At 44.6% G+C, this 24,319-nt stretch carries 23 protein-coding genes; 3 read left to right on the plus strand and 20 right to left on the minus strand.

The window, feature by feature from the left end:
- Positions 1-200: 200 nt before the first annotated feature.
- From JT26_RS03195 to JT26_RS03205, 3 genes are read left to right on the plus strand one after another with little or no spacing between them, the layout of a single operon-like run.
- A complete protein-coding gene (locus JT26_RS03195; protein ID WP_036845931.1) occupies positions 201-1,748 on the plus strand; it encodes a DUF4301 family protein in 1,548 nt (515 codons plus the stop codon).
- A gap of 26 nt (positions 1,749-1,774) precedes the next feature.
- Complete coding sequence (locus JT26_RS03200; protein ID WP_036845933.1) at positions 1,775-3,574, plus strand: aminopeptidase P family protein; 1,800 nt, start codon at positions 1,775-1,777, stop codon at positions 3,572-3,574.
- Between the two features lie 17 nt (positions 3,575-3,591).
- Positions 3,592-4,110 carry a gamma carbonic anhydrase family protein gene (locus tag JT26_RS03205; protein ID WP_036791880.1) on the plus strand — a complete coding sequence of 173 codons (519 nt, stop codon included), beginning with the start codon at positions 3,592-3,594 and terminating at the stop codon, positions 4,108-4,110.
- Positions 4,111-4,682: 572 nt separating this feature from the next.
- Here the strand turns inward: JT26_RS03205 and JT26_RS03210 are convergent.
- The 20 genes from JT26_RS03210 to JT26_RS03305 all read right to left on the minus strand — a co-directional run bounded on the left by JT26_RS03210 (position 4,683) and on the right by JT26_RS03305 (position 24,315).
- Positions 4,683-5,582: a hypothetical protein gene (locus JT26_RS03210; RefSeq protein WP_036845936.1), complete on the minus strand. Its 900-nt coding sequence runs from the start codon at positions 5,580-5,582 to the stop codon at positions 4,683-4,685.
- Between the two features lie 25 nt (positions 5,583-5,607).
- Positions 5,608-6,123, minus strand: a complete 516-nt coding sequence (locus JT26_RS03215; protein WP_036845939.1) for a dihydrofolate reductase — start codon at positions 6,121-6,123, stop codon at positions 5,608-5,610.
- Positions 6,120-6,914, minus strand: coding sequence for a thymidylate synthase (locus tag JT26_RS03220; protein ID WP_036791888.1), 795 nt, complete (start codon positions 6,912-6,914; stop codon positions 6,120-6,122). The genes JT26_RS03215 and JT26_RS03220 overlap by 4 nt, the downstream gene beginning before the upstream one ends.
- A gap of 9 nt (positions 6,915-6,923) precedes the next feature.
- Positions 6,924-7,619 carry a phosphatase PAP2 family protein gene (locus JT26_RS03225; protein WP_036791891.1) on the minus strand — a complete coding sequence of 232 codons (696 nt, stop codon included), beginning with the start codon at positions 7,617-7,619 and terminating at the stop codon, positions 6,924-6,926.
- Positions 7,620-7,632: 13 nt separating this feature from the next.
- A complete protein-coding gene (locus JT26_RS03230) occupies positions 7,633-8,442 on the minus strand; it encodes a tetratricopeptide repeat protein (protein ID WP_052103153.1) in 810 nt (269 codons plus the stop codon).
- The gene (locus tag JT26_RS03235; RefSeq protein ID WP_081966363.1) at positions 8,439-10,286 is read right to left on the minus strand and encodes a BatD family protein; all 1,848 of its coding nucleotides are present in this window, start codon (positions 10,284-10,286) and stop codon (positions 8,439-8,441) included. The genes JT26_RS03230 and JT26_RS03235 overlap by 4 nt, the downstream gene beginning before the upstream one ends.
- A gap of 11 nt (positions 10,287-10,297) precedes the next feature.
- Positions 10,298-11,020: a tetratricopeptide repeat protein gene (locus JT26_RS03240; RefSeq protein WP_036845944.1), complete on the minus strand. Its 723-nt coding sequence runs from the start codon at positions 11,018-11,020 to the stop codon at positions 10,298-10,300.
- Positions 11,017-12,060 carry a VWA domain-containing protein gene (locus tag JT26_RS03245; RefSeq protein WP_036845950.1) on the minus strand — a complete coding sequence of 348 codons (1,044 nt, stop codon included), beginning with the start codon at positions 12,058-12,060 and terminating at the stop codon, positions 11,017-11,019. Before JT26_RS03245 ends, JT26_RS03240 begins: the two co-directional genes overlap by 4 nt.
- Before the next feature lie 14 nt (positions 12,061-12,074).
- A complete protein-coding gene (locus JT26_RS03250) occupies positions 12,075-13,058 on the minus strand; it encodes a VWA domain-containing protein (RefSeq protein ID WP_036845967.1) in 984 nt (327 codons plus the stop codon).
- Positions 13,055-14,116 (minus strand): hypothetical protein, encoded by a 1,062-nt coding sequence (locus tag JT26_RS03255; protein ID WP_036845972.1) that lies wholly within the window; start codon positions 14,114-14,116, stop codon positions 13,055-13,057. The genes JT26_RS03250 and JT26_RS03255 overlap by 4 nt, the downstream gene beginning before the upstream one ends.
- A 14-nt stretch (positions 14,117-14,130) precedes the next feature.
- Complete coding sequence (locus tag JT26_RS03260; RefSeq protein ID WP_036846421.1) at positions 14,131-14,997, minus strand: DUF58 domain-containing protein; 867 nt, start codon at positions 14,995-14,997, stop codon at positions 14,131-14,133.
- 55 nt (positions 14,998-15,052) lie between these two features.
- Complete coding sequence (locus tag JT26_RS03265) at positions 15,053-16,051, minus strand: MoxR family ATPase (RefSeq protein ID WP_036846425.1); 999 nt, start codon at positions 16,049-16,051, stop codon at positions 15,053-15,055.
- An 865-nt stretch (positions 16,052-16,916) separates the two neighbouring features.
- Positions 16,917-17,105: a hypothetical protein gene (locus JT26_RS03270; protein ID WP_036845977.1), complete on the minus strand. Its 189-nt coding sequence runs from the start codon at positions 17,103-17,105 to the stop codon at positions 16,917-16,919.
- Positions 17,106-17,128: 23 nt separating this feature from the next.
- The gene (locus JT26_RS03275) at positions 17,129-17,506 is read right to left on the minus strand and encodes a putative signal transducing protein (RefSeq protein ID WP_036791917.1); all 378 of its coding nucleotides are present in this window, start codon (positions 17,504-17,506) and stop codon (positions 17,129-17,131) included.
- Positions 17,499-18,926: a protoporphyrinogen oxidase gene (hemG, locus tag JT26_RS03280; protein WP_036845983.1), complete on the minus strand. Its 1,428-nt coding sequence runs from the start codon at positions 18,924-18,926 to the stop codon at positions 17,499-17,501. The genes JT26_RS03275 and hemG overlap by 8 nt, the downstream gene beginning before the upstream one ends.
- A 13-nt stretch (positions 18,927-18,939) precedes the next feature.
- Positions 18,940-19,515 (minus strand): crossover junction endodeoxyribonuclease RuvC, encoded by a 576-nt coding sequence (gene ruvC / locus JT26_RS03285; RefSeq protein ID WP_036845988.1) that lies wholly within the window; start codon positions 19,513-19,515, stop codon positions 18,940-18,942.
- Entirely contained in the window at positions 19,508-19,822 is a 315-nt protein-coding gene (locus tag JT26_RS03290) for a DUF4286 family protein (protein WP_036845993.1), read from the minus strand. Before JT26_RS03290 ends, ruvC begins: the two co-directional genes overlap by 8 nt.
- A gap of 9 nt (positions 19,823-19,831) precedes the next feature.
- Positions 19,832-20,125 carry a PG0541 family transporter-associated protein gene (locus JT26_RS03295; protein ID WP_036791929.1) on the minus strand — a complete coding sequence of 98 codons (294 nt, stop codon included), beginning with the start codon at positions 20,123-20,125 and terminating at the stop codon, positions 19,832-19,834.
- A complete protein-coding gene (locus tag JT26_RS03300; protein ID WP_036845999.1) occupies positions 20,122-23,262 on the minus strand; it encodes an efflux RND transporter permease subunit in 3,141 nt (1,046 codons plus the stop codon). Before JT26_RS03300 ends, JT26_RS03295 begins: the two co-directional genes overlap by 4 nt.
- Before the next feature lie 24 nt (positions 23,263-23,286).
- Entirely contained in the window at positions 23,287-24,315 is a 1,029-nt protein-coding gene (locus JT26_RS03305; protein WP_081966364.1) for an efflux RND transporter periplasmic adaptor subunit, read from the minus strand.
- Positions 24,316-24,319: the final 4 nt, after the last annotated feature.

Raw genomic sequence — 24,319 nt, forward strand, 5'->3', positions numbered from 1 at the left:
CAACAACGCAACATACTTAATCATAGAAGAGGCCGCCTGAGTGTTATACTCAAGCGGTCTCTTTGCATTATGCTCTCTGGTAAAGTAAGAATAAGCAGAGGATAATGCCCGATAAGCTCTGTTAAGAACTGGTTTATAATTAGGTTTTCTTCTTGGTTCTGTCTATATTTGTAGGAGTGTAAAAACAGTAGAAACGACCTATGCAAATCCCTGATTACTTAACGCAAGAAGACTTGCTTCAGATCGAAGAGCAAGGACTCTCTCTTAAAGAAATAGAGAAGCAGATCAAACGTCTTACAAATGGCTTTCCTTATCTCAAGGTATTACGATCTGCCACGGTAGGAGACGGCATTACACGACTGTCAAAAGAGGAACAGGTTAAGTATTTAGAGGAGTGGAGCAAGGCACAATCTTCTTCCGGGAAGAAGATTATAAAGTTCATTCCTGCTTCCGGAGCCGCATCCCGGATGTTCAAAGAGCTGTACGAGGTGCTTTCAAACTCTCAAGAGTGCAGCATGGAAGAGTTACCGGATTCTGTGAAGTCGGTTCTGGATCAGATTCATCTCTTTGCATTTTTCGATGCACTCAATAGTGTTTGTCTGAAAAGCGAGTTTAAGACCTGTACAAGAATGTTGGCACAGGGAGAGTATCGTAAAGTCATATCTTATCTGATAGAAGAAAAGGGACTCAATTACGGAAATCTTCCGAAGGCTCTTCTCCTTTTTCATAAGTATAAGGATGGAAACAGAACAGCGGCAGAAGAGCATCTTGCAGAGGGAGCAATGTATGCAAAGGATCTTCAAGGCGATGTGCATCTGCACTTTACCCTTTCTCCCGAACACATAGCACCGTTCAACGAGCTGATGAATCAGAAGAAAACTCTCATGGAGGAGCACTATTCCGTAAACTACAATATCTCTTACAGCATCCAGAAAAAGGAAACGGACACCATTGCAGTGGATATGAACAATCAGCCTTTAAGGGATCCGAAAACGGGCAGACTCGTATTTCGTCCCGGCGGACATGGTGCTCTCATTCAGAACCTGAACGAAATAGATGCGGATATTATTTTCATCAAGAATATAGATAATGTAGTGCCCGATCATCATAAGTGCGAGACGGTGATTTATAAGAAAGTACTGGGCGGCTTCCTGGTCTTTCTTCGCAACAAGGTTTATCGTCTGATGGAGAGTTTGACCAAAGGACGCATCTCTCGTGATACCATCGAGCAGGCAAGAGATCTGCTTTATCGCTACTTCTCGGTGGATATAAATATTGAGGGACTGCATCCGGAAGATGCGGTAAGAATCATCCGCGAGAAACTCAACCGTCCCATTCGTATATGCGGAATGGTAAAAAATGAGGGGGAACCCGGTGGCGGGCCTTATATTATCGAGCATGAGGATGGAACCACATCTCTTCAGATCTTGGAAGGAACACAGATAGACACTTCCACAGAAGAGGGACGAGAGCTTCTTTTATCGGGTACACACTTCAATCCCGTAGATATAGTTTGCAGTATCAAAGACTATCAGGGAAAATTCTTTGACCTTACTGCGTTTATAGATGAAAACACCGGATTTATTGCGGAAAAGAGCAAAGGCGGAGAGAGATTAAAGGCTCTCGAACTTCCCGGACTTTGGAATGGCGCAATGGCAGGGTGGAACACCGCATTTGTGGAAGTGCCTGCCGAAACATTCAATCCGGTAAAGACCATCAATGATCTCCTTAGAGACTCACACAGATAGACAAGTACCAAACAAATTCAATAAACATGGACAAGCAAATCATTATAAACAGACTTTCTCGTTTAAGAGAAAGCATGAAAAAGGAAGGAATAGATGCTTATATCATTCCGAGTTCGGATCATCACTTGAGCGAATATCCCCCACAATGTTGGAAGGATAGAGAGTGGATCTCTTCCTTTAACGGTTCTGCCGGAACAGTGATGGTTACCGCAGATCATGCAGGATTGTGGACAGACTCTCGTTACTTTTTGCAAGGCTCGGAGCAGTTGAAAGGAACCACCATTGAGCTTTACAAGATGGGAATGCCTGCTACGCCAACCATTCCTGAATATATCAGAGATCATAAAGCCACTATCCGCAGAGTGGGATTTTTCGGAAAATCCATGTCGGCAGCAGAAGCATTGGGTACGCAAAATGCCCTTGCTCCTTACGGTATAGAGGTTGTGTGGGACAAAGATCTTATAGCACCTTTGCACGAAGAGCCTGCCACTCTCCCGATGTTTCCTTTCTACGAGCAGCCTCTAAAGTATGCGGGAATGTCTGTTGCAGATAAACTTTCTCTGCTTAGAAAGACTCTTCTTGCAGACGGAGCCAACTCTTGCATTATCACCATGCTTGATGAGATTGCCTGGCTTTTCAATGTAAGAGGTACGGATGTGCTTTACAACCCGGTGGGTATAGCTTATGGTCTTGTTACACCAAAGGCTGCATACATCTATACAATGGAGGGTAAGATACCTGCCGAACTGCAAGCCTCTCTATCCGAAGCCGGTGTAATGGTGCGTACATACAATGACATCTACAAGGATGTTGCCGGTCTTACGGCAGAAGAGGTGGTACTGCTCGATAATGCAAGAACGAATTACGCTTTGTTCAAATCCATCCCGGCGCACACACCAAGAGTGATAAAGACCTCTGCCATCACTCGTCTGAAAGCGATCAAAAACGCAGTGGAAGTGGAAGGATACCGTAAGGCGATGCAGCGAGACGGGGTAGCTCTCACTCGTTTCTTTATCTGGCTGGAAAAAGTGTTGAATGCAGGGGAAACGCCTTCGGAATATGAAATTGGAGTTAAGCTGGCAGAGTTCAGAGCGCAGGGAGATCTTTATGTGAGCGATAGCTTCTCCACCATTTGCGGATATAACGGCAATGGAGCCATTGTGCATTACAGCGCACAGAAAGATAGCTGTAAGAGAGTAGAGAAGAAAGGTATCTTGCTGCTGGACTCCGGCGGTCAGTATCGTGACGGAACTACGGATATTACCCGAACAGTCTCTTTGGACGGCAACCCTACGGCTCGTCAGAAAGCAGACTATACCCGTGTACTGAAAGGGCACATCGCTATTGCAAGAGCTATCTTCCCTCAAGGAACAAGAGGTTCGCAGCTGGACATCTTGGCGCGTAAAGCTCTATGGGATGTGTGTCAAAACTATGGACACGGAACAGGACACGGCGTGGGACACTTCCTCAACGTTCATGAAGGTCCTCAAAATATCCGTATGGACGAAAATCCTGCCCTTCTTGAGCTTGGCTGCTTCACCAGCAACGAGCCGGGACTCTACATTGCAGGAGAGTACGGAATACGTATAGAGAACCTTATCCTCTGTGTTCCATACAAAGAGACCGAGTTTGGCTCATTCTACGCGTTCGATACGCTAACAATGTGCTACTTGGACAACAATCTGGTAGATGTCTCTCTTATGACTCCCGAAGAGATCAAGTGGTACAACGATTACCAATCACAGGTTTATGCAGAGGTTAGTCCTTCACTGACCGCAGAAGAGTCGGCATGGCTAAAAGCCAAGACTGCTCCGCTCTCTGCTTGAGTAAAACATAGAAGAGTATGGCAATAGTACAGACCGTCAGAGGCTTTACCCCTAAGATTCCGGAGAGTTGTTTTCTTGCCACCAATGCGGTGGTTGTGGGAGATGTAGAGATGGGAGAGGGATGCAGTATATGGTTCGGGACTGTTTTACGCGGTGATGTAAACAGTATCAGAATAGGCAACAATGTCAATATCCAGGATGGCGCGGTGGTGCATACGCTCTACCAGAAATCTGTGAGCATAATAAAAGACAACGTCTCCATAGGTCATAATGCAATCATTCACGGAGCAACCATCGAAGAGGGTGCCCTTATCGGAATGGGAGCCATCGTTATGGATCATGCCGTGGTCGGATCTGGAGCAATTGTTGCCGCAGGCAGCGTGGTACTTAGTGGCACTCAGATCCCTCCCGGAGCATTATATGCAGGTTCGCCGGCTAAGTTTATCAAAGAGGTGGCAATAGAGCAAGCCACCGAAATGAATAAGAAGATCGCTGCAAACTATCAGATGTATGCCTCTTGGTATGGTGAGCAGTAAGCAGAGGTAACTCCTTAATATCAGCTTATAGGAAGCCATAACGGCTTCGTTTGTATAATCTCAACAGCCAATTATCGGAATCTGAATGATCCGGTAATTGGCTGTTTTTGTTGCGTCTGTTTGATCTCTTTTCGTCTTAAAAGAGGAAAGTTTTCAAAATAAAGCCGTTCAGAAAAATATTTGAACGTATTAAGAAAAGAGCGTAAAGCTATTCAAGAGTACAAAGCACGACTCGACCACCGGTTTTCATGGTTCGACTTGTACAAATCAACTCTTGATTTGTGATCATCAAGCCTTGCGCTCCTTTTCTTAATCTGTTCAGGAAAAGATATGAAAGGGTTCGGAGGAGTTTTTATAAGGGTTCGGAAAAAGTATTCTCACAAAAAATCGGTAGCCATGCGCCTGTCTGTTTTTTGTTTTATCCCAAACCTGTGAAGTCCAAGAATATGGAAGCCGAATGTGCTTTAACCCTCTAAACATCATTTTATAGAAAAGCCTCGTCCCGATAACATTACAATAGTTATCGGGACGAGACCATTTCTTATTTGATTCGGTATTGAGAGCGCAGTGTTCTAACTGCTACTCTCTTCTTGAGACCGGAGTGTTTCTTTCTTTTTTGCTACGCTCTTGATCCATAGATATACCGCCAATCCAACAAAGAGTAGCAGGATAAGAATCATCTCCATGCGGTGGGAGAGTGGATCTGTCCAAAATTCTTTGAAAAACTCTACCCGTCCGAGAATTTCTACGGCAGTCCAAAAAACGATGACCGTGGCTATCGAGAAGCGAATATTGGCACCCCAGGATCCAAACTTCAGCTGCTTTTTGAACATGAATAGAGAGCCTATAAGACATACGGCAAACACGATCCAAGTGACGGGATGATACTCTCCTAAAAAGTGATCATCGTAGCAGAACATGAGCAGCAGATAGCATGACCAGAGCATCATATTGAGCTCCATGAAGGTTACGATAGAGGTATGTCTGGTCATCGGACGTACAACAATGTCGTTTTTCTTCCCTCTGAAAAGGACCCTTTGCCACCAATTGATGAAGTTGCATCCCGTCTTTACGCTGAACAGGTAAAGCACCATGAACATAGCCCATAGCCCAAAAGTGGCAGGAAGAATGAGGTATTCGGGTCTGGTAACCACCTCTCCATCCACGATCTCGGCTTGTACGCCAAAGCGTTGGGCATAGTAAACGAATATGAACTCTACCCATCCGGTCCAGAAGAGCAGTCCTCCAAAGAAGCCCCACAAAGTTTGTCTTGTATCTCCGGTTGCGAATACTCCAAAGATTACCATAAGAAGCCCGACAAAACCTAAAGAGAAAGAGGCATAGTGCAGATACGGTGGAACAAGCAGGTGCTCCATTATGGCCATGAGAGCATGACCGAGTGGCATGGTGAAAAGAACCATCAGGAAAGAGATGATAGACTTCCACCAATGTCTTGTAGTGTGTTGTGCCATTTTGGGTAATGAGTCTGTTGTGTAGTTATTGCTTGCGTAAGAATTTACGGAACGTGATATTGTAGTGATTTTTATCGTCTTTCGGATGATGAACAGCAGATACTTCCGTCCATTCGTCCGATAGAGGGGGCATAAAAGTATCTGCTTGGTCGAAAGTGGCATCCACTTCTGTGATGTACAGCGTATCGGTCAGAGGAAAAGCTTGCTTGAATATGTCTGCACCTCCGATGAAGAACAGCTCCTTTTCGTCCTTGCAAACAGATATTGCTTCTTCTATCGAGTGTACTATCTCACAAGATGGAGCTGTATAATCTTTGGAGCGAGTGAGTATGATATTCCTTCTTCCGGGTAATGCTCCATTGGGCAAACTTTCAAAAGTTTTTCGTCCCATGATGATAGGATGCCCTAACGTTGTCTGCTTGAAGAAGGCAAGGTCGGCACGGAGAGAGCGTCCCCAAGGCATATCTCCTTGTTGTCCTATCTCTCTGTTCAGCCCCATGGCTACAATCATCGATACGAGAGGGGGGGGGTCATTCTTCATACTGCAACGTCTCCTTTTATTGTGGGATGTGAGATATAGTGTTCTATTGATATGTCTTCAAAAGTAAACCGATCCAACTCTTTTATTTCCGGATTGAGACGAAGGGTAGGAAGAGGATAAGGATCTCTGGAGAGCTGAAGCTTTACCTGCTCCAAATGGTTCAGATAGATGTGTGCATCTCCCAATGTGTGTACGAAGTAGCGAGGTGTCAGCCCTGTAACCTGTGCGACCATACAGAGAAGAAGCGCATAGGAGGCGATGTTGAAAGGAACGCCCAAGAACAGATCTGCACTCCGCTGATAGAGCTGCAAGCTCAGTTCGTTACCGGAAACGTAAAACTGGAAGAAGGCATGGCAGGGGGGCAACTTCATATCGGGAAGATCGGAAACATTCCAGGATGATACGATGATGCGTCTGCTTTGAGGATTCTCTTTAATATCTCGTACGGCTTCTGCAAGTTGGTCTATCTCTCCACCATTATAATCTCTCCATTTGCGCCACTGTTTGCCATAAATTGGTCCGAGATCTCCATTTTTATCAGCCCACTCATTCCAGATGCGAACATCATTGTCTTGCAGATATTTTACATTGGTGTCTCCTTTGATAAACCAAAGCAGCTCGTGTATGATAGACTTGAGGTGCAGCTTCTTTGTGGTAACAAGGGGAAATCCCTCTTTCAGATCAAACTTCATCTGATGTCCAAAGGAACTGATAGTGCCGGTTCCGGTTCTGTCTTCTTTTCGAGTTCCGGTATCAAGTACCTCTTGTAGCAGATTGAGATAAGGTTTCATGGCATGATACTAATAGTAAAGGGGAAATAATATGGGAGAGACTGTCCAAAGCCCGATGTAGAATAACAGCAACATATATCCGAATACTTTGGTCATGCCGGACGGCTGAATGTAGGGGATCTTTGCCTCTTGGGAGGAGAGCTTCATTACTCGTTTTCTCAGGAAGATGTATATGGCATAAACGAGAAATGCGATGGCAACACCGGCTGCTATGCCCGGAATGACATCCGTAATAAAGTGTACGCCGAGATAGATCCTTGAATAGGCAACGGTAAGCCCGGTAAGAATGGCTATGATGCTGTAAAAACGGTTGCGCCAAAGCAGTGCGGTAAAGCAGGCAAAGGATAGAAAGTTGGTGCTATGCCCGGAGATAAAACCATATCTACCGCCTCGATAGTCGAGTACAGTGTGTACCAGGTCTGCCGTCAGCGGATGATGAGAGGGGCGAAGACGTCCCACCCAAGGCTTAATAATATGTGAAGAGAGTTGATCTCCTATGAGAATAAGCAGGGAGAGTGCCAGAATGAGCAGCAGTACCTCTTTGTAGTTTTGCTTGTAACACACAAGGAAAAGATAGATGGCACCAATAAAGATCCATGGAAATTTATCGGATATCATGTACATCACTCCATCCAAATATGGAGTATGCAGACTGTTTAACCAAAGAAAGAGATCCTGTTCTAATGGAACCAATTGTTCTATCATCGTAGCCGGGTGTTTAGTTGCTTTGTATAAGGTTGGAAGGTAATATCTGTTCTATATCCGAGCTTTTCAGCCAGCCTCTTGTTCCATCCGGAAGCGAAACTTCCGTGTAGCCGTTAAGCTCTTGAAGCCAGGTAACTTTTATCCCGTTGTGAATGATGGATAGATTTTCCGAAGCATTGTCCGGTGAACTTTTGAGAGTAACCACTTCTGTCGTGATGATGGCTTTGGTTTCATCGTAGATTACCACCGATGCTCGCCATGCAAGAAGGTTAAAAACAAGAGTGAGAGCCAGGGAGAGAATTGCTCCGTAAAAGAACAGTCTCTTTTGCAGAGGCAAACCATTCTTGAAAAAGAAGAGGATCCCCAAGATGCAGACTCCCAAAAAGAAGAGAAGAGCCAGTATCATCCACGTGGAGATCTGTGCCGAGAGAGCTATACTGTCAAGGATCTTGTACACAAAAGGAGTTTCCGTGTCCACGATTTTGTCCAATGTGCGGCTTTGAGCAATCTTGAGATTGTGTAGAGCATCCTTATCTCCGGGTTTTAGTCTTAGCGTTCGCTCAAAGTTCAGAATAGCTCTCCCAATATCTCCGCTCTTGAAATAAGCACAACCAAGATTGTAATACAACTCTGCGGTAGGCGTTGCTTCGGATTCGATGATTTGGGTATAAATCTCTATCGCTTTCTCAAAGTCGGTCTGTGAATATGCGGTATTCGCTTCATCAATAAGCATTTCTTGCTGCGCCTTTGCTCCTAACGTCGGAAGACAGAGCAGGATCATGAGCAGCATTGAACGAACATGGAGTATATAGGTATGCTTCATCTCTTTTTTATTTCTTCGATTTGTCCGATAAGTGAAACGCACTGTCTGTACAGCTCTTCCCGTTGGGAGATAGACTGATCTTGTGCATAGCGACTGAACTCAAGCTGAGAAAGCAGGCTGACAGTCTCTTGTTGGAGCTCCTTTGATGCTCCAAAACTTAAAAGTTTCTCCTCCGCAGTCTCTTTGCTCCATGTGGACATGGGGATATTTAGCTTGCTTCCAAGGTAATCTACCATACCTCTAAGCAGTGTCTCATAATATTCGTCGGAATCTCCTCTCTTTAGACTTTCTTCTGCTTGCTTTAGCCATTTTCTTGCGACACTGCCTGCTCTTTTACTGCGATAAGCCACATTATCTGTCTTTTCGTTGTTCTTTGATCGGAGGATAAAGAATATCGCTATCGTCAATAGGGATATGGCTATATAGGAGAGGATGTAACCCGCCCTGTTTCGCGAGGGTAATACGTGGGCTTTGGAAGGTAGCTTTTTGATATAATGGATATCTGTGCTGAGTACTGAAGCATCTTCGTTCTGTGTAAAATTGGATACAGATGCTACCTGAGTACCATCCCCTTTATCAACATGAAGCTTGAAAGGCTTGGAGGAGATTGTCTTGTACTGACCTTGAGCCGGATCGAAGTAAACCAAACGTATTGCCGGTATGGTATAATCGCCTTGAGAGCGAGGAACGGCAAAGTATGAGACTTCTCTCTGTCCCGAAGCTCCCGATTCGGAGATAGTGATATCCTGATTTTCCTGAGGATCATACACTTCAAAGTCTGTAGGGAATACAGGTTTGGGTATATCCATCAACTTCAGGTTGCCTTTCCCAGAAACTTTTACGACAACCTTATAACTTTCTCCCGATTTAATTACAGACAGAGGAGCGGAAGTGTCCATGCTGAACTGTCCTATGGCTCCATTGAATCCGTCCGGAGCGGGTGTCGGAAGAGGTTTCACTTTTATACGTGTTGCTTGAGAACTGAAAGTTTTCTCGATATTCTGATAAGATCCCAGATAATTCCCGAATATTGCATCTATATCATCTTGAGCTCTTTGGACGGGAACAGATACGGTCAAGTCAAATTTCCCAACCGGAATAATAAGTTCTCCTGATCTTTGAGGAGTTAGGAAGAACTGTTTTATGATTCCGGTCAGATAAAGACGTCCGTTATACTGTTCGGGAGTAAGCTGAATCTGTCCGGAGTTTTCGATGGATTGGGATAGAAAACCATCAAACTCCGGAAATTTAACATCGTTAAAGCTGAAATCGTACAGAGAGTATATCTTAAAAGAGGCAAGAAAACCCTCTTGTTCATACATGGTTGTCTTGGATAAGATAAGCTTGAAAAATACTCCCTTATTCAAGTCTATATGCTTTGTCGATCCGTTTGCAGCTGTTGTTTCCGAACCTTTTTTAGTATCTGCCGGAAAGACTTTGAATGTTTGAACCGCTGAGCTGTAAGTAGCAGAACCGACCTTGACAGAGGCTGCCGGGATCTTAAATGTCCCTTCTTTTTCTGCCATAATCATGTATGAGAACGAAGAGAAAGAGGAAGACTCTCTTTTCCCATTGGATATAATCTGTCTTTCTCCCGATGCAATGGATGGACCTAATATGATTTTCAAGGAAGGATCTAAGCTTCCCAACTTTATTCCTCTTGCTTTTGCATCAATCGTAAAAGAGACTTTGAATGGCTCTCCAACACGTGGTGCGGACTCGACATCAACGGAAAGCTTTAGGCTTTTACCGGAAGTTCCATTCTGTGATACAGCTATGGTTATTGTCAATAAAAGAACAATGGTAAGACCCCATTGTAGCATTCGGGTATAATATCTGTTCATGAGTCAAATGCTTACCAGTTTTTATCTGCTCGCTTTCTGTTTGCGTGCTGACTTTGAGCTTTGTTTACCTTCTCTTGAGTTTTCTTCTCATCTTCAAGGAAAGCTTTCAGGATTTTTTCGGCATTATCTTTAGACATCTTCTCCTGAGCCTCTGAGGGTTTTTCTTGAGCGCGATCTTTCTTGTCGTTCTCCTGCTGATCCTCATTGGGTTTCTCCTTATTCTGATTTTGCTCTTTCTTATCCTGTTGTTCCTGATTCTTATCCTGATTTTCTCCTCCGCCCTTATTCTCTTGTTGCAAGAGCTTTTGTGCTAGGATGAGATTGTATCGTGTGTCATTGTCTGTCGGTCTTGCCCTTAGACTTTCCTTGTAAAGCTCTATTGCTTCTGCATACTTTTTCTGCGCCATGAGCATTACACCTATATTGTGGTGTACATCGGCAGAACTGTTGCCTCTTTTTACCACTTCCGTTAACCTTTTATACAGATCGAAAGCTTCCTCTCCTCTTTCTGTTTGGAGTAGGGTAGCAGCCAGATTGTACATGGCAGTGGAGTCGGTAGGAGCTATAGAGAGAGCTTTTCGATAAGCTATTTCTGCATCGTTATAGCTCTTTTTTTGGTAGGCTTTATTCCCTTTTCTAACCTCTTGTCTCACTTTTTTTTGAGCAAAAGCCATATTAGAGAAGCCTAATGCCAATATTGTCGATGCACATATGTATAGTATTATCTTTTTCATTTCTCAGGCTTATTTTTTGAGGAATCGAAGAGATTCACTCTTTTTATCCATCTGTTCTTACGGTTTAGATAGATAGACTCCACGATTAGGAGAAGAAGAGCCGGAAGAAGAAACCATGCAAACTTTTCATCGTAAGTAGAGTATATTGTCTGCTTAAAGTCTGCCTTTTGCATCTTTTCCAGAGCCTTTGTCAAGACAGACACCGCTCCGGATACATTTGTCGCACGAACATAAAGACCATTCCCTGCTGATGCCAGTTCTTTTCCCAGTTCGTCATTAACCTTGCTTATTACCATCTGCCCTTCTGCGTCCTGTACATATCCTTCTCCCGGAATTGAAATAGGACCACCGTTATCGGATCCTACTCCAATGATATTGACTGCAATCCCTTTCTGAGCCAATTCTTTTGCCATGTCTACCGCTTTTTGCGAATGGTCTTCCACATCGGAGATTACTATTACCGTGCGTCCGATCTTCTCATCTTCGGATGTAGAGAAACTTCGAGAAGCAAGTCTTAGAGCATTGGCTATGTCTGTTCCCTGATCCGGCATGATTTCCGGAGATGCGTGTTCCAAGAACATCTTCCCGGAGACTATATCATTTGTAATAGGAAGCTGAACATAAGCCGAAGAGGTAAAGAAGATTAGTCCGAGCTTGTCTTCAGTCAACTTATCCGTTAATCTGGAAACAATATTTTTTGCAATAGAGAGTCTTGACGGAGCAACATCTTGTGAGAGCATGGAGTTGGAGAGGTCCAAACAGATCATTACCTCTATGCCTCGTTTTTCTATAGTCTCTTCTTTGGTTCCCATTTGAGGACGAGCAGCTGCAAGAACAAGGAGCGTTGCCACCGAAAGAAGCATAAAGTCTTTGTTCATTCGCCTTCTGAGAGAAAGATCCGGCATTAGTCGACGAACCAACTCATACTCTCCAAACCGTTTGATATTCTTTCTCAGAGTAACGATGCGATAGAGAGAGAAGAGTCCCAATACTATTATCGGAACAAGCAGCCACAATATTTCGGGATGTAAAAATCTCATATCTCTAAAATGGTTTATGGTACTACTCTAAAGATGGTTATACGTCCCAGTAGAGCAAATACGAGGAAGAACAAAGCACCCAATACGAAAGGCATAAACAGCTCTCGCTGTACTTTTATGGTGTCGACCTTGATTTTGACTTTTTCCAGCTTATCTATCTCATCATATATACCCTTAAGCTCCTCGTTGTCGGTGGCTCTAAAGTATTTTCCTCCGGTGTTTTCTGCAATGTGTCGAAGTGCCGGTTCATCTATATCTACCTCAATATTTTGGTATTGGAGACCGAACATTGTCTGAACCGGATAGGGAGCAGTGCCTTTGCTGCCCACGCCTATCGTATAGACTCTTACCCCAAGAGCTTCTGCCATTTCCGTTGCAGTCCTTGGCGATAAAGCCCCCCTGTTGTTGGCGCCATCCGTTAGCATGATCACCACTTTGGATTCCACATCCAAGTCTTTCAGCCTTCCCACTGCCGTTGCCAGTCCATCTCCTATCGCAGTACCGTCATCAATGATACCCATTTCAAGAGCATTGAGCAGATTCAGCAGGGTGGCATGATCCGTAGTCATGGGACACTGCACATAACTTTCGGCAGCAAAAGCCACCAGACCGATATTATCATTGGGTCTGTTATTGATAAAGTATGCGGCTACTTCTTTTGCCGCTTCAAACCTGTTGGGTTGCAAGTCTTCCGCCAACATACTTGTAGAGATGTCCATAGCCATCATGATATGGATCCCTTCGGTACTACTGGTCGTGCTGGAGTTGAACAATCGGGGTCTTGCCAGTGCTATCACACCGGAGGTATAAGCCAACATCAGGCAGATCATCGGCAGATGGCGGAGAGATACCCTTAGTCCAGGCTTTATCTTCTTCAGATTACGCAAAGAAGAGAGGGTAAATGTCGCGGGTCTTACACGCTCTCTGTAGATATAGAGAGCCACGAGAGCCGGAACAGCCAACAGGAGTATGAAGTATAGAGGATGTGCAAAGGTCATGACTCAGATCTGTTTTCTGTTTTGGACATATCTTCTTTCTCTGCACGAGCTAGCTCTTCAATATAAGCCTTATGCTCCTCATGTAGATCGTCTATAAACTTATTGGAGGCATTGACAGATCCTATATTTTCGGACTCGCTCGGTTTATACTTTGCAAACTTCACGAGATCTGCTTCGGAAAGCAATGCTCTAAGCTCTCCCACATGTTCGTGCTTTACCTCTTTGCGAAGGGACATCTGCTCTACGATCTCCGCAGAAGTCTTATCCATTGTGGATAGTCCCAATGTCCTTTCAAGGTAGCGTCTGATGGTGTCGGAGAGTATCGTGTAGTGCTCTTTTACGCTACCTTGTCTCCACAGCTCCGCTTTTCTCAGCTCTTCCAGTGTGGATTTCGCTTCTGTATAAGGGTCTGTAACGGGGATATCAGGAGGAAGAGCTACTGCCGTCTTTCTTTTTCGAGCAATGTATATTACCAGAAGAACCACTGCGGCAATGAATAGAAGAGAGCTTGCAAGCAGATAGAGAATCCAGAGATAGTCTTTCCACACGAAAGGAACTTTCCAATTCTCTTTTATGCCAAAGAACTGATCCGGCTTGCTGACATCTACCGGAATGTTTGTAGCCTGAAGCAGGGGAGCCTCTTCTTGCGAATAGACTTGGTTGTCCACCAACACATCCACAGGCTTTACCTCGTAAGTGGCAGAGTCAAAAGCCGTAACGGGAACAGTGTAAATTCGTTCTGCAATATCATCGCTGATCATTGAGGAGTCTTTCAGAACAGGGGCAGAGAGTACCTCAACACCATTCAAAAGCGCATTTTCGGGCAGATTGATATTGACTTTGGCACCCTTGGGTGTATATACTTTGATGGTCAGCACACTCTGCTCTCCAACTAAAATGGAGGCAGGATCTATACTCGTAACCACCCTCACACGGCTATCCGTACCACGGAGAGGCTCTTGGGCTACTGCTTTTACGGAGAAGAGAAGCAGTACAAGAAGTGCAAGCAGAGGTCTCGTACAGGATCTAAAAGTATGATTTGTCTTGCAAACGTTCATCGTATCACCTTATGTTATCTTTTGGCAAACAGTTGTAGCAGTCCCGGAACATAATCCGCATCCGTGAGCATGGTTACATGTCCGATGTCATACTTGTTGAGCATCGTCTCTATACCGATGGTCTGCTCTTTCCATCTGCGTGCAAAGCTTTCGCGGGTCTTTCGGTTGGATGTGTCTATCGTTCTCATCTTTCCGGTCTCCGCATCTTCCACCCGAACCAGACCCACGTCGGGCAGATCCGCCTCGTGTCGGTCATATACCCTGATCACTCGCAAGTCATGTTTTCTTGCTATAAGAGAGAGGGCTGTTTCGTAAGGATTTTCATCTATGAGGTCAGACAGCAAAAAGACGGAGCACTGCTTCTTCATCATGTTTCGGATGTAAGAGAGTGCGTGCTCTATGTTTGTCCCTTTGCCTTCCGGCTTTAGTGTCAGTATCTCACTAAGTATATGGAGGACATGTTTCCGTCCTTTTCCGGGAGGGATAAACTTCTCTATCCTGTCCGAAAAGAACAGCACGCCCACTTTATCATTGTTTTGTATGGAGGAGAACGCCAATGTTGCTGCCACTTCGGCTATCAGCTCCCGTTTTGTTCTGCCATGGGTTCCGAAGAGTCCGCTGTTGGAGACATCCACCATCAGCATCAGAGTCAGCTCTCTCTCCTCTTCAAACACTTTGACAAACGGTCTGGAGTATCTGGCTGTAACGTTCCAGTCTATATCCCTTATCTCGTCTCCTTCTCTGTATTCTCGTACTTCGCTAAAGACCATACCGCGTCCTTTGAAGGCGGTATGATACTCTCCCGCAAAGATGTTGCTGGATAGTCTTTTTGTCTTTATCTCTATGCGACGGATACGGCGTAAGAGATCTTCCAATTGAATATGTTCGGACATATCTCTGGTTTTCTATGGGAATCTAACCGATAGAGCGGCGAGGTTAAGGGACTTGAACCTTGTCCAATATTTCGTTGATCACCTCTTCTGTCTTGAGGTTGTTCGCTTCCGCTTCGTAAGAGAGCGCTATACGGTGGCGAAGAACATCATGACACACTGCACGTACATCTTCCGGAATGACAAATCCTCTCCTCTTGATGAAGGCATAAGCACGGGAAGCCAACGCCATATTGATGCTGGCACGAGGAGACGCTCCGTTGGCTATCATGTTGGAAAGGGTGTTGATGCCTGCTTGAGCAGGGAAGCGGGTGGCGTGTACAATATCTACGATGTACTGACGAATCTTTTCGTCCATATAGACTTGGTGTACAATATCTCTTGCATGGGCAATATCCGAAATGGATACTACCGGCGAGATGCTCTCTTGTTCCGCCAACATCTGGCTTTTGATAATCTCTTTTTCTTCCTCTTTGTCCGGATAGCCTACGGTAACCTTGAGCATAAAACGGTCGCTCTGCGCTTCCGGGAGAGTGTAAGTACCCTCTTGGTCTATCGGGTTTTGCGTTGCCATCACGAGGAATGGAGAGGGTAGCTTGAATGTCTCTTCGCCTATCGTAACCTGCTTTTCCTGCATCGCTTCCAGAAGTGCACTCTGAACTTTTGCCGGAGCACGGTTGATCTCATCCGCAAGGACAAGGTTGGCGAATATCGGACCCTTTTTTACGCTGAACTGCTCATTGCGTTGGCTGTATATCTGAGTACCGATAACATCGGCAGGAAGAAGGTCGGGGGTGAACTGAATACGGCTGTAATCTGCATTCATTAGAGAAGCGAGGGTCTTTATGGCTAACGTTTTAGCCAGACCGGGAACACCTTCCAGCAGAATGTGTCCATCTGCAAGCAGACCTATCAGGAGGCTTTCTCTCAAGTGGCGTTGCCCTACAATCACTCTGCCCATCCCGTTATTGAGGGCTTGGATAAATGAAGATTCTCTCTCTATAAGCTCTGTCAGAGCACGTACGTCTACCGTATTTGTTTCCATTGCAATATTGTCTGTTCTTATATTCTCTGTTACGTGATAGCCCATTCTGAATATCTGAGGGCTTTAACGCACAAATATAGTGATAATCATTCACATTTTCGGTATGATTTCTGCTCGGGAATAGAACATTAAATCATTATGAAAGCTTAAAAATAGGTCTTATTGTAAAACCTTTTGAAAAGGGTATTTTTATATATTCCATCCCGAAAAATGCTCACTTTTTTCTCGCTCTCTATTTTGATCGGAGGGGTCGTTTCCGGAGCACGACCGAATTGTTAAATTCGGGCTGTTTTATTAACAGAAATTCCGATAGCTATTAAGCGAAAACGCTAAACGAGCATATTGTTTCAGCTTAACGTGTTTAATTTTTCAATGAACACGTTTACCGATTTCATTTAATACGTTTACCGGATTCGATTAACGTGTTTAGAATTTTTACTTATAGTGTTGATAATTAGTGTTTTATCTGTTTTCTTCTCTTTTTTGCCGTTTTTGAGCAGAAAATCGCATTAGGATTTATTCACAGAGATGGGCGTTAAATTTTACACCAATTAACTCGAAAACAGCCCATCAAATGGACGAAGAAAAAATTTTTTCCGAATTTGAGATTTTCACTAATAGATTGAAAACTATGTGATTAAGGTGGTGAACTGATCCGGTTATCAAAAATAGAGAAGCGCAAGAGCCACCTGAAAGGGGAAAATTCACAGCTCCGTTTTTATATAAAACATCCCGACTGAAGCCGCTCCATTTATAGAAAAAATCCTCTGATTTTGTATTGAAAATCACCTCTGCCCATATCAGAATATGAACAGAGGTGATTGACCTTTTTTAGCTTTATATTATCGGTTGGAAAACGGTCTCTTTAGGGGGATTTCTTCTTCGAGTTGTTGTAGATAGCCACCCCTATAAATGCTCCGCTCATCAATATCGTCAATACGATAGGACCATCTATCCTCTTTGTATACATAAGGATATAGCCCACCATCGCAACCCATAGTGCGATGGCAATAGCTATGTGTAGAGGTTTGAGTTTCTTCCGTTTGGGTCTCATTTTGGTGCAAGCGGCTGTTCGGCTTAAGGCTTTTCTGTAAGGACATAGATCCAATACAACACCACCCCGATGAGAGCAATGAGGATGTAAAACAGGGCATTCTTTACTCTGCTTCTCTTCTGTTCGGGAGAGAGATGCTCAAGAGTAACCCCTCCGACGGGATAGAGCTCGTGTCCATAACCACTCTCGATGAGCACTTCTCTTGCTTGTTCTACATCTTCTTCCAGAACCATAACGGATATAACGGCATTGCCTTGATTTTTGCCAAGTATGGTGGTGCTCAGAAGGTTGCTCAGCATACAGCGGATGCCTGCCATTTCGAGCTGCTGTTGCATCAGGACGGCTTGCTGTTCGGTATCTACATCGGCAATAGCCACCACTTTAGATCTATCTTTACTCATGAGTCTGTTTTGTTTTAGAGTATTGCGCGCCTAAGCGGTTTCCAATACTTCTTCCTTGCGTAATTCTGTTTGCTAAACCTATACCATCTCGGAGTCCTCCTGCCAACAGTAGTCCCGGAAAGTTTTCTTCTGCTTCCTTCACCAAAGGGAGAAGGTTATTCATGTGGAGCGTGTACTGTGGAATGGCTTTGGGATGCTTCGACACGTAGAGGAGAGAGGGCTTTAGCGAAGATGGTATGCCAAGCATACAGTAAAGCTCACCGAGAGCAGTCTCTGTGATCTCCTCGTTGCTCTGGGACAGAAGCTGCTCTCCAAAGCGCACTCCACCCATAAAGATAGTAAAAAGAGCACTATCCGGATGCGGTGTGCGTCCTGTAAAGGTGGATGAGGGAAAGAGTATGCCCAAAATCTTTCTGTTTTCAACGGGAGGGATGAGTCCGCCAAATGCTTTTGTGTTGATATGTCCGGGGAAGTGGTCAAACCCGACAGAGACCTCTATCACAGGAGCATAGACCAGATTTTGCAAGGCATTCTTGAGAGGATCCGAAAGCCAAGGCATAAGAGAGGGGAGGGTATATGCCGGTACAGTGGAGAGGATGGATTTTGACCGGAGCGTTTTCTCCATGCCCGATGCTCTCTCCCGAATCTCCACGCTCCATATCTTTTGCGTGTTGTCGAATGCTATATTCAGAATGTCCACTCCCGTCTGTATCTCTCCGTTTCTGTTGAGCTTGCTCTCCAGTGCGGATATGAGGTTCTGAAATCCGCCTAAGGCAGAAAATACTTCTCTTGTGGCTTTCTTCTCTCTTTCACTTTTGGGCGTGCGCATCTTCTTGATAGAGCCTCGGATGAACCCTCCGTGCTCGGCATCGAGCCTATATAACTTGGGAAATGCGTGCCTCACGATGAGGGTCTTGGCATCTCCCGCATATACGCCACCCACAAATGGCTCTACGGCATACTGTACAAACGATTTTCCCAGTCTTCTTTCTGCCAAGGAGGCAAGCGTTTCATCGGGATTGTTTCCTGCGGCTCGGAAAGGTTCTCCTAAGATTCTAAGCTTATCTTTGAACGAGAAGAGGGGAGTGAGCAAACCGGATACAGGTCCTGAGGGGAGGGGGTGGAACCTGTCTTTTTTCCATATCCAACGGTTGTTGGCAACACCGGTATGGGCGACCTCTAAATCTACTTCTCCGATAAGATCTTCAAATAGCTCTGCCACTTCGGGCGTGGCTATTGCTCCTGTATTAGGGCCTGTCTCGAAGGTGAATCCGTTTTGGGAGAGGGTTTCTATCTGTCCCCCTACTCGTTCTTCCTTCTCCAGTATGGCAAAGGAAACGCCGGCATTTACCAAACTATTCCCTGCGGATAGTCCTGTGATGCCGGCGCCTATAATTATAACGTCGTATTGTGATGTCATTTGTGTCTGTTTCTTATGTTCCTCTTACTTTGTCGGGATTGTTTTTGATATAGCTTTTCCAGTCGGAACTGCCTTTAGTCATCATGAGAGGATTGGAGAGCTTCAGAAAATGGCAGTATGCAGCTGCTAATCCGTCCGTTGCATCGAGCTGAGGCAGCATCTGTTCGTCCGAAATGTTTAGCATGCTTTGGAGGAGCTTTGCCACCTGCTCTTTGGATGCAGAGCCATTCCCGGTGATCGCTCTTTTTATCTGTAAAGGAGCGTATTCATGCACCGGAATGGACTTGGACATACATGCAGCAATGGCAACACCCTGTGCTCTCCCCAGCTTTAACATACTCTGAACATTCTGTCCGTAGAATGGCGCTTCAATGGAAAGCTCATCGGGGCGGTAACGATCTATGAGCGATAGGACGCCTTCATAGATCTTTTGGAGACGCACATACTGGTTTTCGTATTTGCTCAGCATCAGTACTCCAAGTGCGACAACGGATGCTTTCCTCCTTTTTACGGAAAGAATGCCGTAGCCCATTACAACCGTTCCGGGATCTATCCCTATGATGATCTTTTCTTTGTTCGTTTCAGGCATCCCAGACCTCCTCTTGCATCAAAACAGAAAAAGGCATCACTTTTTGAGGATAGGCATCCAAAAGGAGAAGCAGAGCTTTATCCGTATGTTCGTTGAACTCGCTCAGCCTGTCTATGCTCTTTACTTCGTACTGAAGGGCAAAGGCTTCTACATCTTCTTGTGGGGTGTGTACCCTCATGAGACGAGGAGTGTCCCAATGAGAGTAACCGTTCCAGATGGGGATGAGAGAAGTCTTGATGTATTCCAAGACCTCTTTGCTCACAGCCTTGCTGACGTGGAAAGTGATGTTGTAAATGTATTTATCCATTCGATCTGCTTAGATGGTCTGTTCTATATTCCACACAAAAGCTCTCAGTCCCTGCTGTTCCGCTCTCTTGTCTAATGCGTGCAGAGCATCAAGCAGAGGAGATACTTTGGTTTCGCTAACCATGACAAGCAGTGCTCCATTCAGAGTCGGCCACGCATGAGTTCCCATATGAGGCTCTCCAGTACGGGATCCCTCTCCTCTGACTTCCTCCCAATAGGTAAATCCTTTCAGATGAAGCTTGTCCAAAATATCCTTTATGAATTCAAAGTAGGCTTGATTGAAAGATATGAATACGGCTTTCATGCTTGTCCTGTTTTTATGATTCGAGATTCTTTTCTACCCTTAAGCTCTTTTCTGCGTTGGCGTTTAATCTTATAGCCACCCACTATGGTGTAAATCGTAGGAATAAGAACAAGTGTAACCAAAGTAGAGAAAGCCAATCCGGTTGCCACTGTCATACCCATGGACTGCCACATTTCGGATCCTTCGCCTATACCTATCGCCAAAGGAATCATACCTAACACTGTGGTTGCCGTAGTCATAAGTACCGGACGAAGACGGGACTCTCCGGCTGTAATAACGCTTCGGATGAGACCCATACCCCTTTCCCGGCAGAGACGGGTATAGTCTATGAGAACGATACCATTCTTTACAACGATACCGATGAGCATTATTGCCCCGATGAGTGCCATGATTCCGAGAGGAGTGTTGGTGAGATATAGACCTAATATTACCCCCGTAAACCCGAATGGTACAGAGAACATAATGACAAACGGATCCATGAGACTTTCAAACTGTGCAGCCATTACGATGTAAACCAGAATAATGATGAGCGCCATGAGTAAGAAGAGATCCTGGAAAGACTTTTGCTGATTTTCAAAAGCTCCCGCGAGTTTCCATGAGGTGCCTTCAACGTCCCCAATCTCTTTCATGATACGGTTCGATGTCTCCACAAGATCGCTCAGTGCATATCCTTTGGCAGGCATACAGCTTACGCTGACGTATCTCTCCCGGTCTTTTCTCTCAATGGATGGCGGCATGGACACTTCTTCCACTCGTCCCAAATCTTGTACCCGGATACCTGTACCCATTGGAGTCATGATCATAATCTCCATGATGGACCTAAGTTCCTTTCTAAATTCGGGAGAGTATCTCACTCGTATATCGTACTCATCGCCATCTTGCCTGAAGTACGAAGCAACAATACCATTCACTGCACTTCTAACCTGAGTGGCGGCAGTAGTTTTGGTGAGTCCGTACATCGCCAGCTTTTCATCATCGAAAATCAGTCTGTATTCCGGCACATCTGCTTTTCTCGATATGGTAACCTGGCTTGCAACACCGGTTGCTCTCATCTTTTCTGCAAAAGTTTTAGCCAAATAAGATGTGTTCAAGAAGTCATAACCATATACTTCAAGGTCTACACCGTTTCCTCCGAAGCTGTTACCCATACCATTGGTTACCTGCGACTCTACAATCTCAGGGAACAGAGAGAGTTCTTTACGTATGATCTCCGTAAGTTCCAAACTGGATAACTTTCTGCTCTCATACGGGGTCATTGTAAACCATAAATTGGCTCCGCTTCCTCCGGCAGAGAACATAGCGGATCTTGCATTATCGTCTTCAGGTGCACCGACATTGTAGTTGATGATTTTTATATCATCCTTAAATCTTTCCCTTAGAGAGCTTGTATATTTTGATGTAAACTCTTTCACTGTCTCTGGATTTGTAGCAGGAGCAAACTGAATAGTAGCTGTAACAAGTCCTTGGTCTGCTTCCGGGAAAAACTCTGTTTTTAGTAAAGGAATCATCATGACAGATCCAAGGAATACGAGAGAAGATACTACAATGGTCAGTGTACGATGACGAACGGTGTATCCAATCGTTTTTGCATATATGGCAGAAATCTTATCTAAGAATCTGTTGATGGCACTGAATATTTTGGTATATGCCTTACTGTCTCTTGGAGTACGTCGTAGAAGGTTTGAACTCATCATGGGTGTCAGGGTGAGTGCCGCTACTGTGGAGACGATAAGAACGATACTGACAATAAATCCTAACTGGCGAAACATAATCCCCGTCATACCCTGTACAAGAGTAAGGGGCAGGAATACAGCCAACATGGTCAGTGTTGAAGCGACAACGGATATTGCTACTTCATTTGTCGCAAATATGGATGCCTGTTTTGGAAAACTTCCTTTTTCGATATGGGTGGTAATATTTTCCAAAACCACTATGGCATCGTCCACAACCATACCAATAGCTATGGAGAGGGCACTCATCGAAACAATATTCAGCGTATTGCCCGTCGCATACAGATATATAAAGCTTGCAACAAGAGAAATAGGAATAGTAAGAATAATAATGAACGTGGCTCTCCAACGTCCAAGGAAGAATAGTACAACCAATATAACCACAAGGAACGTGATGATGATAGTCTCCATCAAACTGTTGATCGTATTCGTAATATTGGTCGAAGTATCCATTACAACCTGGAGATTCACATCACTCGGAAGAGAGGCTTGTATATCGGGGAGCTCCTCTTTGATTTTGTTGGATACGGATACCGAGTTCGCCCCACTCTGTTTATAGAGCATCACGATACCTCCGCTTATTCCGTTGGCATAGGATTGCTGATACTTCTCTTTGATGCTATCGTCTACTTTGGCAACATCATAGAGATAAACATTTTTCCCTTGGAAGCTACCGATAACGATATTCCTGAGATCATCAGAAGAGGAGAGCTCTCCCTGTACGCGTATGGAGTTGGTTTTGCTACCGATATCTATGCTTCCGATAGGAACATTCTTGTTCGCTGCAGCAATCGCTTGGGCTATTGTCGAGATCGGGATATTGTAAGCCTCCAACTTGTATGGATCACAGTAAACCTGTATTTCTCGTGGACTTGCACCGGCAAAGTTGACAGATCCTATACCATTTATTCTTGCAAGTCTGTTTGTTACCTTATCTTCTATGATCTTATTAAGACCTATTGCACTCTGTTCCGCTTGTACGGAAATGAGCATGACGGGAATATCGTCCGAACTGAACTTAAATATCAGCGGACTGGATACCTCTTTTGGTAGAATACCCTTTACCGCATCGAGCTTATCCCGTATATCATTGGAAGCGGCATCCAGATCGGCATCTTCTTCAAACTCCATGGTGATTACCACAAAATTGTCTTTTGAAGAAGACTTGATGTGTTTGAGTTGCGAGATACTGTTTAGGGAGTTTTCGAGAGGTCGGGCTACGTTATTTTCTATATCTTCTCCTCCTGCACCCGGATAGGATGCTACTACCATCACATTCTTGATCTCTATCTTGGGATAGAGGTCTATGGAGAGATTTGTAAGAGAAAAGAGACCCAGTATAGCTATTGCTACGAAGACGAGAGCCGTAGTAACAGGTCTCTTTACCGCACTACTGTATAAACTCATAAGACTATATTTTTAGGGGAGGAGTTAATACTCTACTTTATCACCATCTTTAAGATTAGTAGCACCTGCTGTTACTACTTTGTCTCCATTCTGTAAGCCTTCCAACACCTCATATTGGTTGCCATACAGATTTCCCAGCCGGACATTCCTCTGGATAGCTGTGCCGTTTTCTACGACAAACACGTACTTTTTGTTGGTACCGGCAAGTGTATTTACTGCCTTGTCTGAAACTAAAAGCACAGGCTTGGTACCGAAGTCCAATGTCGCTTTGGCGTACATCCCCGGACGAAGTTTCCGGTTCGCGTTTTTGATTTCGATTTCTGTCTCGAATGTTCTACTCTTCGGATCTATCGTAGGATATGTAAGGGCAACCACTCCTCCAAACTCTTCTCCCGGATAGACATCGGTTTCTAGAGAGACTTTGATGCCTTTTCGTATGTCCGAGAAATGTTTTTCACTCACATTGATTCGCATCTTGAGCGGAGAGATCTGTTCGATGACCAAAATAGGTATCTGTGCAAACATGTCTCCATTGTCATAGTTTCTTTGTGTAACAACACCGGTAACGGGACTCGTAAGCATTGTATTTTGAGAGAGATTTTTGAACGCCGTACGAGTGACAGATAGAGCTGTTTTCTTGGCCTCCCATTGCGCTTTGGAGATACCTCCGACAGCGTAAAGCTCATCTATACGTTTGAAGTCTGCCTCCATGTTTTCGAGTTGAAGCCTCTGTTGGGTCATGTTAGCCTCATCAAGAGTGACCAAAAGCTGTCCTTGGGATACATTTTGTCCTACTTCCACAAGGATTTTGGATATTCTGTTCGGAATTTGAGGAGCTATCTTATTGGTAACATACGCTTCAAGATTGGCGGTGAATGCCTCTGTAACGCGAACTGTATCAGGTAGTACCTCTCCAACGCTTACCTTTCTTGTTTCGTTCTCATTCCGGTTGGAGTCTTCTGCTTTCTTACCTCCACAAGAGGCAAGGAATAGTATGTTGAAGAGCAGAAGCCCGTACATGGCTGTCTTTTTCATAGCGATTACGTATATCATTGCT

This window comes from Porphyromonas sp. COT-108 OH1349 (assembly GCF_000768755.1).
Lineage (GTDB): Bacteria > Bacteroidota > Bacteroidia > Bacteroidales > Porphyromonadaceae > Porphyromonas_A > Porphyromonas_A canoris.

Coding starts and splice junctions, on each gene's coding strand:
- JT26_RS03195 (WP_036845931.1), top strand. CDS start 201: ATGCAAATCCCTGATTACTTAACGCAAGAAGACTTGCTTCAGATCGAA.
- JT26_RS03200 (WP_036845933.1), top strand. CDS start 1,775: ATGGACAAGCAAATCATTATAAACAGACTTTCTCGTTTAAGAGAAAGC.
- JT26_RS03205 (WP_036791880.1), top strand. CDS start 3,592: ATGGCAATAGTACAGACCGTCAGAGGCTTTACCCCTAAGATTCCGGAG.
- JT26_RS03210 (WP_036845936.1), bottom strand. CDS start 5,582: ATGGCACAACACACTACAAGACATTGGTGGAAGTCTATCATCTCTTTC.
- JT26_RS03215 (WP_036845939.1), bottom strand. CDS start 6,123: ATGAAGAATGACCCCCCCCCTCTCGTATCGATGATTGTAGCCATGGGG.
- JT26_RS03220 (WP_036791888.1), bottom strand. CDS start 6,914: ATGAAACCTTATCTCAATCTGCTACAAGAGGTACTTGATACCGGAACT.
- JT26_RS03225 (WP_036791891.1), bottom strand. CDS start 7,619: ATGATAGAACAATTGGTTCCATTAGAACAGGATCTCTTTCTTTGGTTA.
- JT26_RS03230 (WP_052103153.1), bottom strand. CDS start 8,442: ATGAAGCATACCTATATACTCCATGTTCGTTCAATGCTGCTCATGATC.
- JT26_RS03235 (WP_081966363.1), bottom strand. CDS start 10,286: ATGAACAGATATTATACCCGAATGCTACAATGGGGTCTTACCATTGTT.
- JT26_RS03240 (WP_036845944.1), bottom strand. CDS start 11,020: ATGAAAAAGATAATACTATACATATGTGCATCGACAATATTGGCATTA.
- JT26_RS03245 (WP_036845950.1), bottom strand. CDS start 12,060: ATGAGATTTTTACATCCCGAAATATTGTGGCTGCTTGTTCCGATAATA.
- JT26_RS03250 (WP_036845967.1), bottom strand. CDS start 13,058: ATGACCTTTGCACATCCTCTATACTTCATACTCCTGTTGGCTGTTCCG.
- JT26_RS03255 (WP_036845972.1), bottom strand. CDS start 14,116: ATGAACGTTTGCAAGACAAATCATACTTTTAGATCCTGTACGAGACCT.
- JT26_RS03265 (WP_036846425.1), bottom strand. CDS start 16,051: ATGGAAACAAATACGGTAGACGTACGTGCTCTGACAGAGCTTATAGAG.
- JT26_RS03270 (WP_036845977.1), bottom strand. CDS start 17,105: ATGAGACCCAAACGGAAGAAACTCAAACCTCTACACATAGCTATTGCC.
- JT26_RS03275 (WP_036791917.1), bottom strand. CDS start 17,506: ATGAGTAAAGATAGATCTAAAGTGGTGGCTATTGCCGATGTAGATACC.
- hemG (WP_036845983.1), bottom strand. CDS start 18,926: ATGACATCACAATACGACGTTATAATTATAGGCGCCGGCATCACAGGA.
- ruvC (WP_036845988.1), bottom strand. CDS start 19,515: ATGCCTGAAACGAACAAAGAAAAGATCATCATAGGGATAGATCCCGGA.
- JT26_RS03290 (WP_036845993.1), bottom strand. CDS start 19,822: ATGGATAAATACATTTACAACATCACTTTCCACGTCAGCAAGGCTGTG.
- JT26_RS03295 (WP_036791929.1), bottom strand. CDS start 20,125: ATGAAAGCCGTATTCATATCTTTCAATCAAGCCTACTTTGAATTCATA.
- JT26_RS03300 (WP_036845999.1), bottom strand. CDS start 23,262: ATGAGTTTATACAGTAGTGCGGTAAAGAGACCTGTTACTACGGCTCTC.
- JT26_RS03305 (WP_081966364.1), bottom strand. CDS start 24,315: ATGATATACGTAATCGCTATGAAAAAGACAGCCATGTACGGGCTTCTG.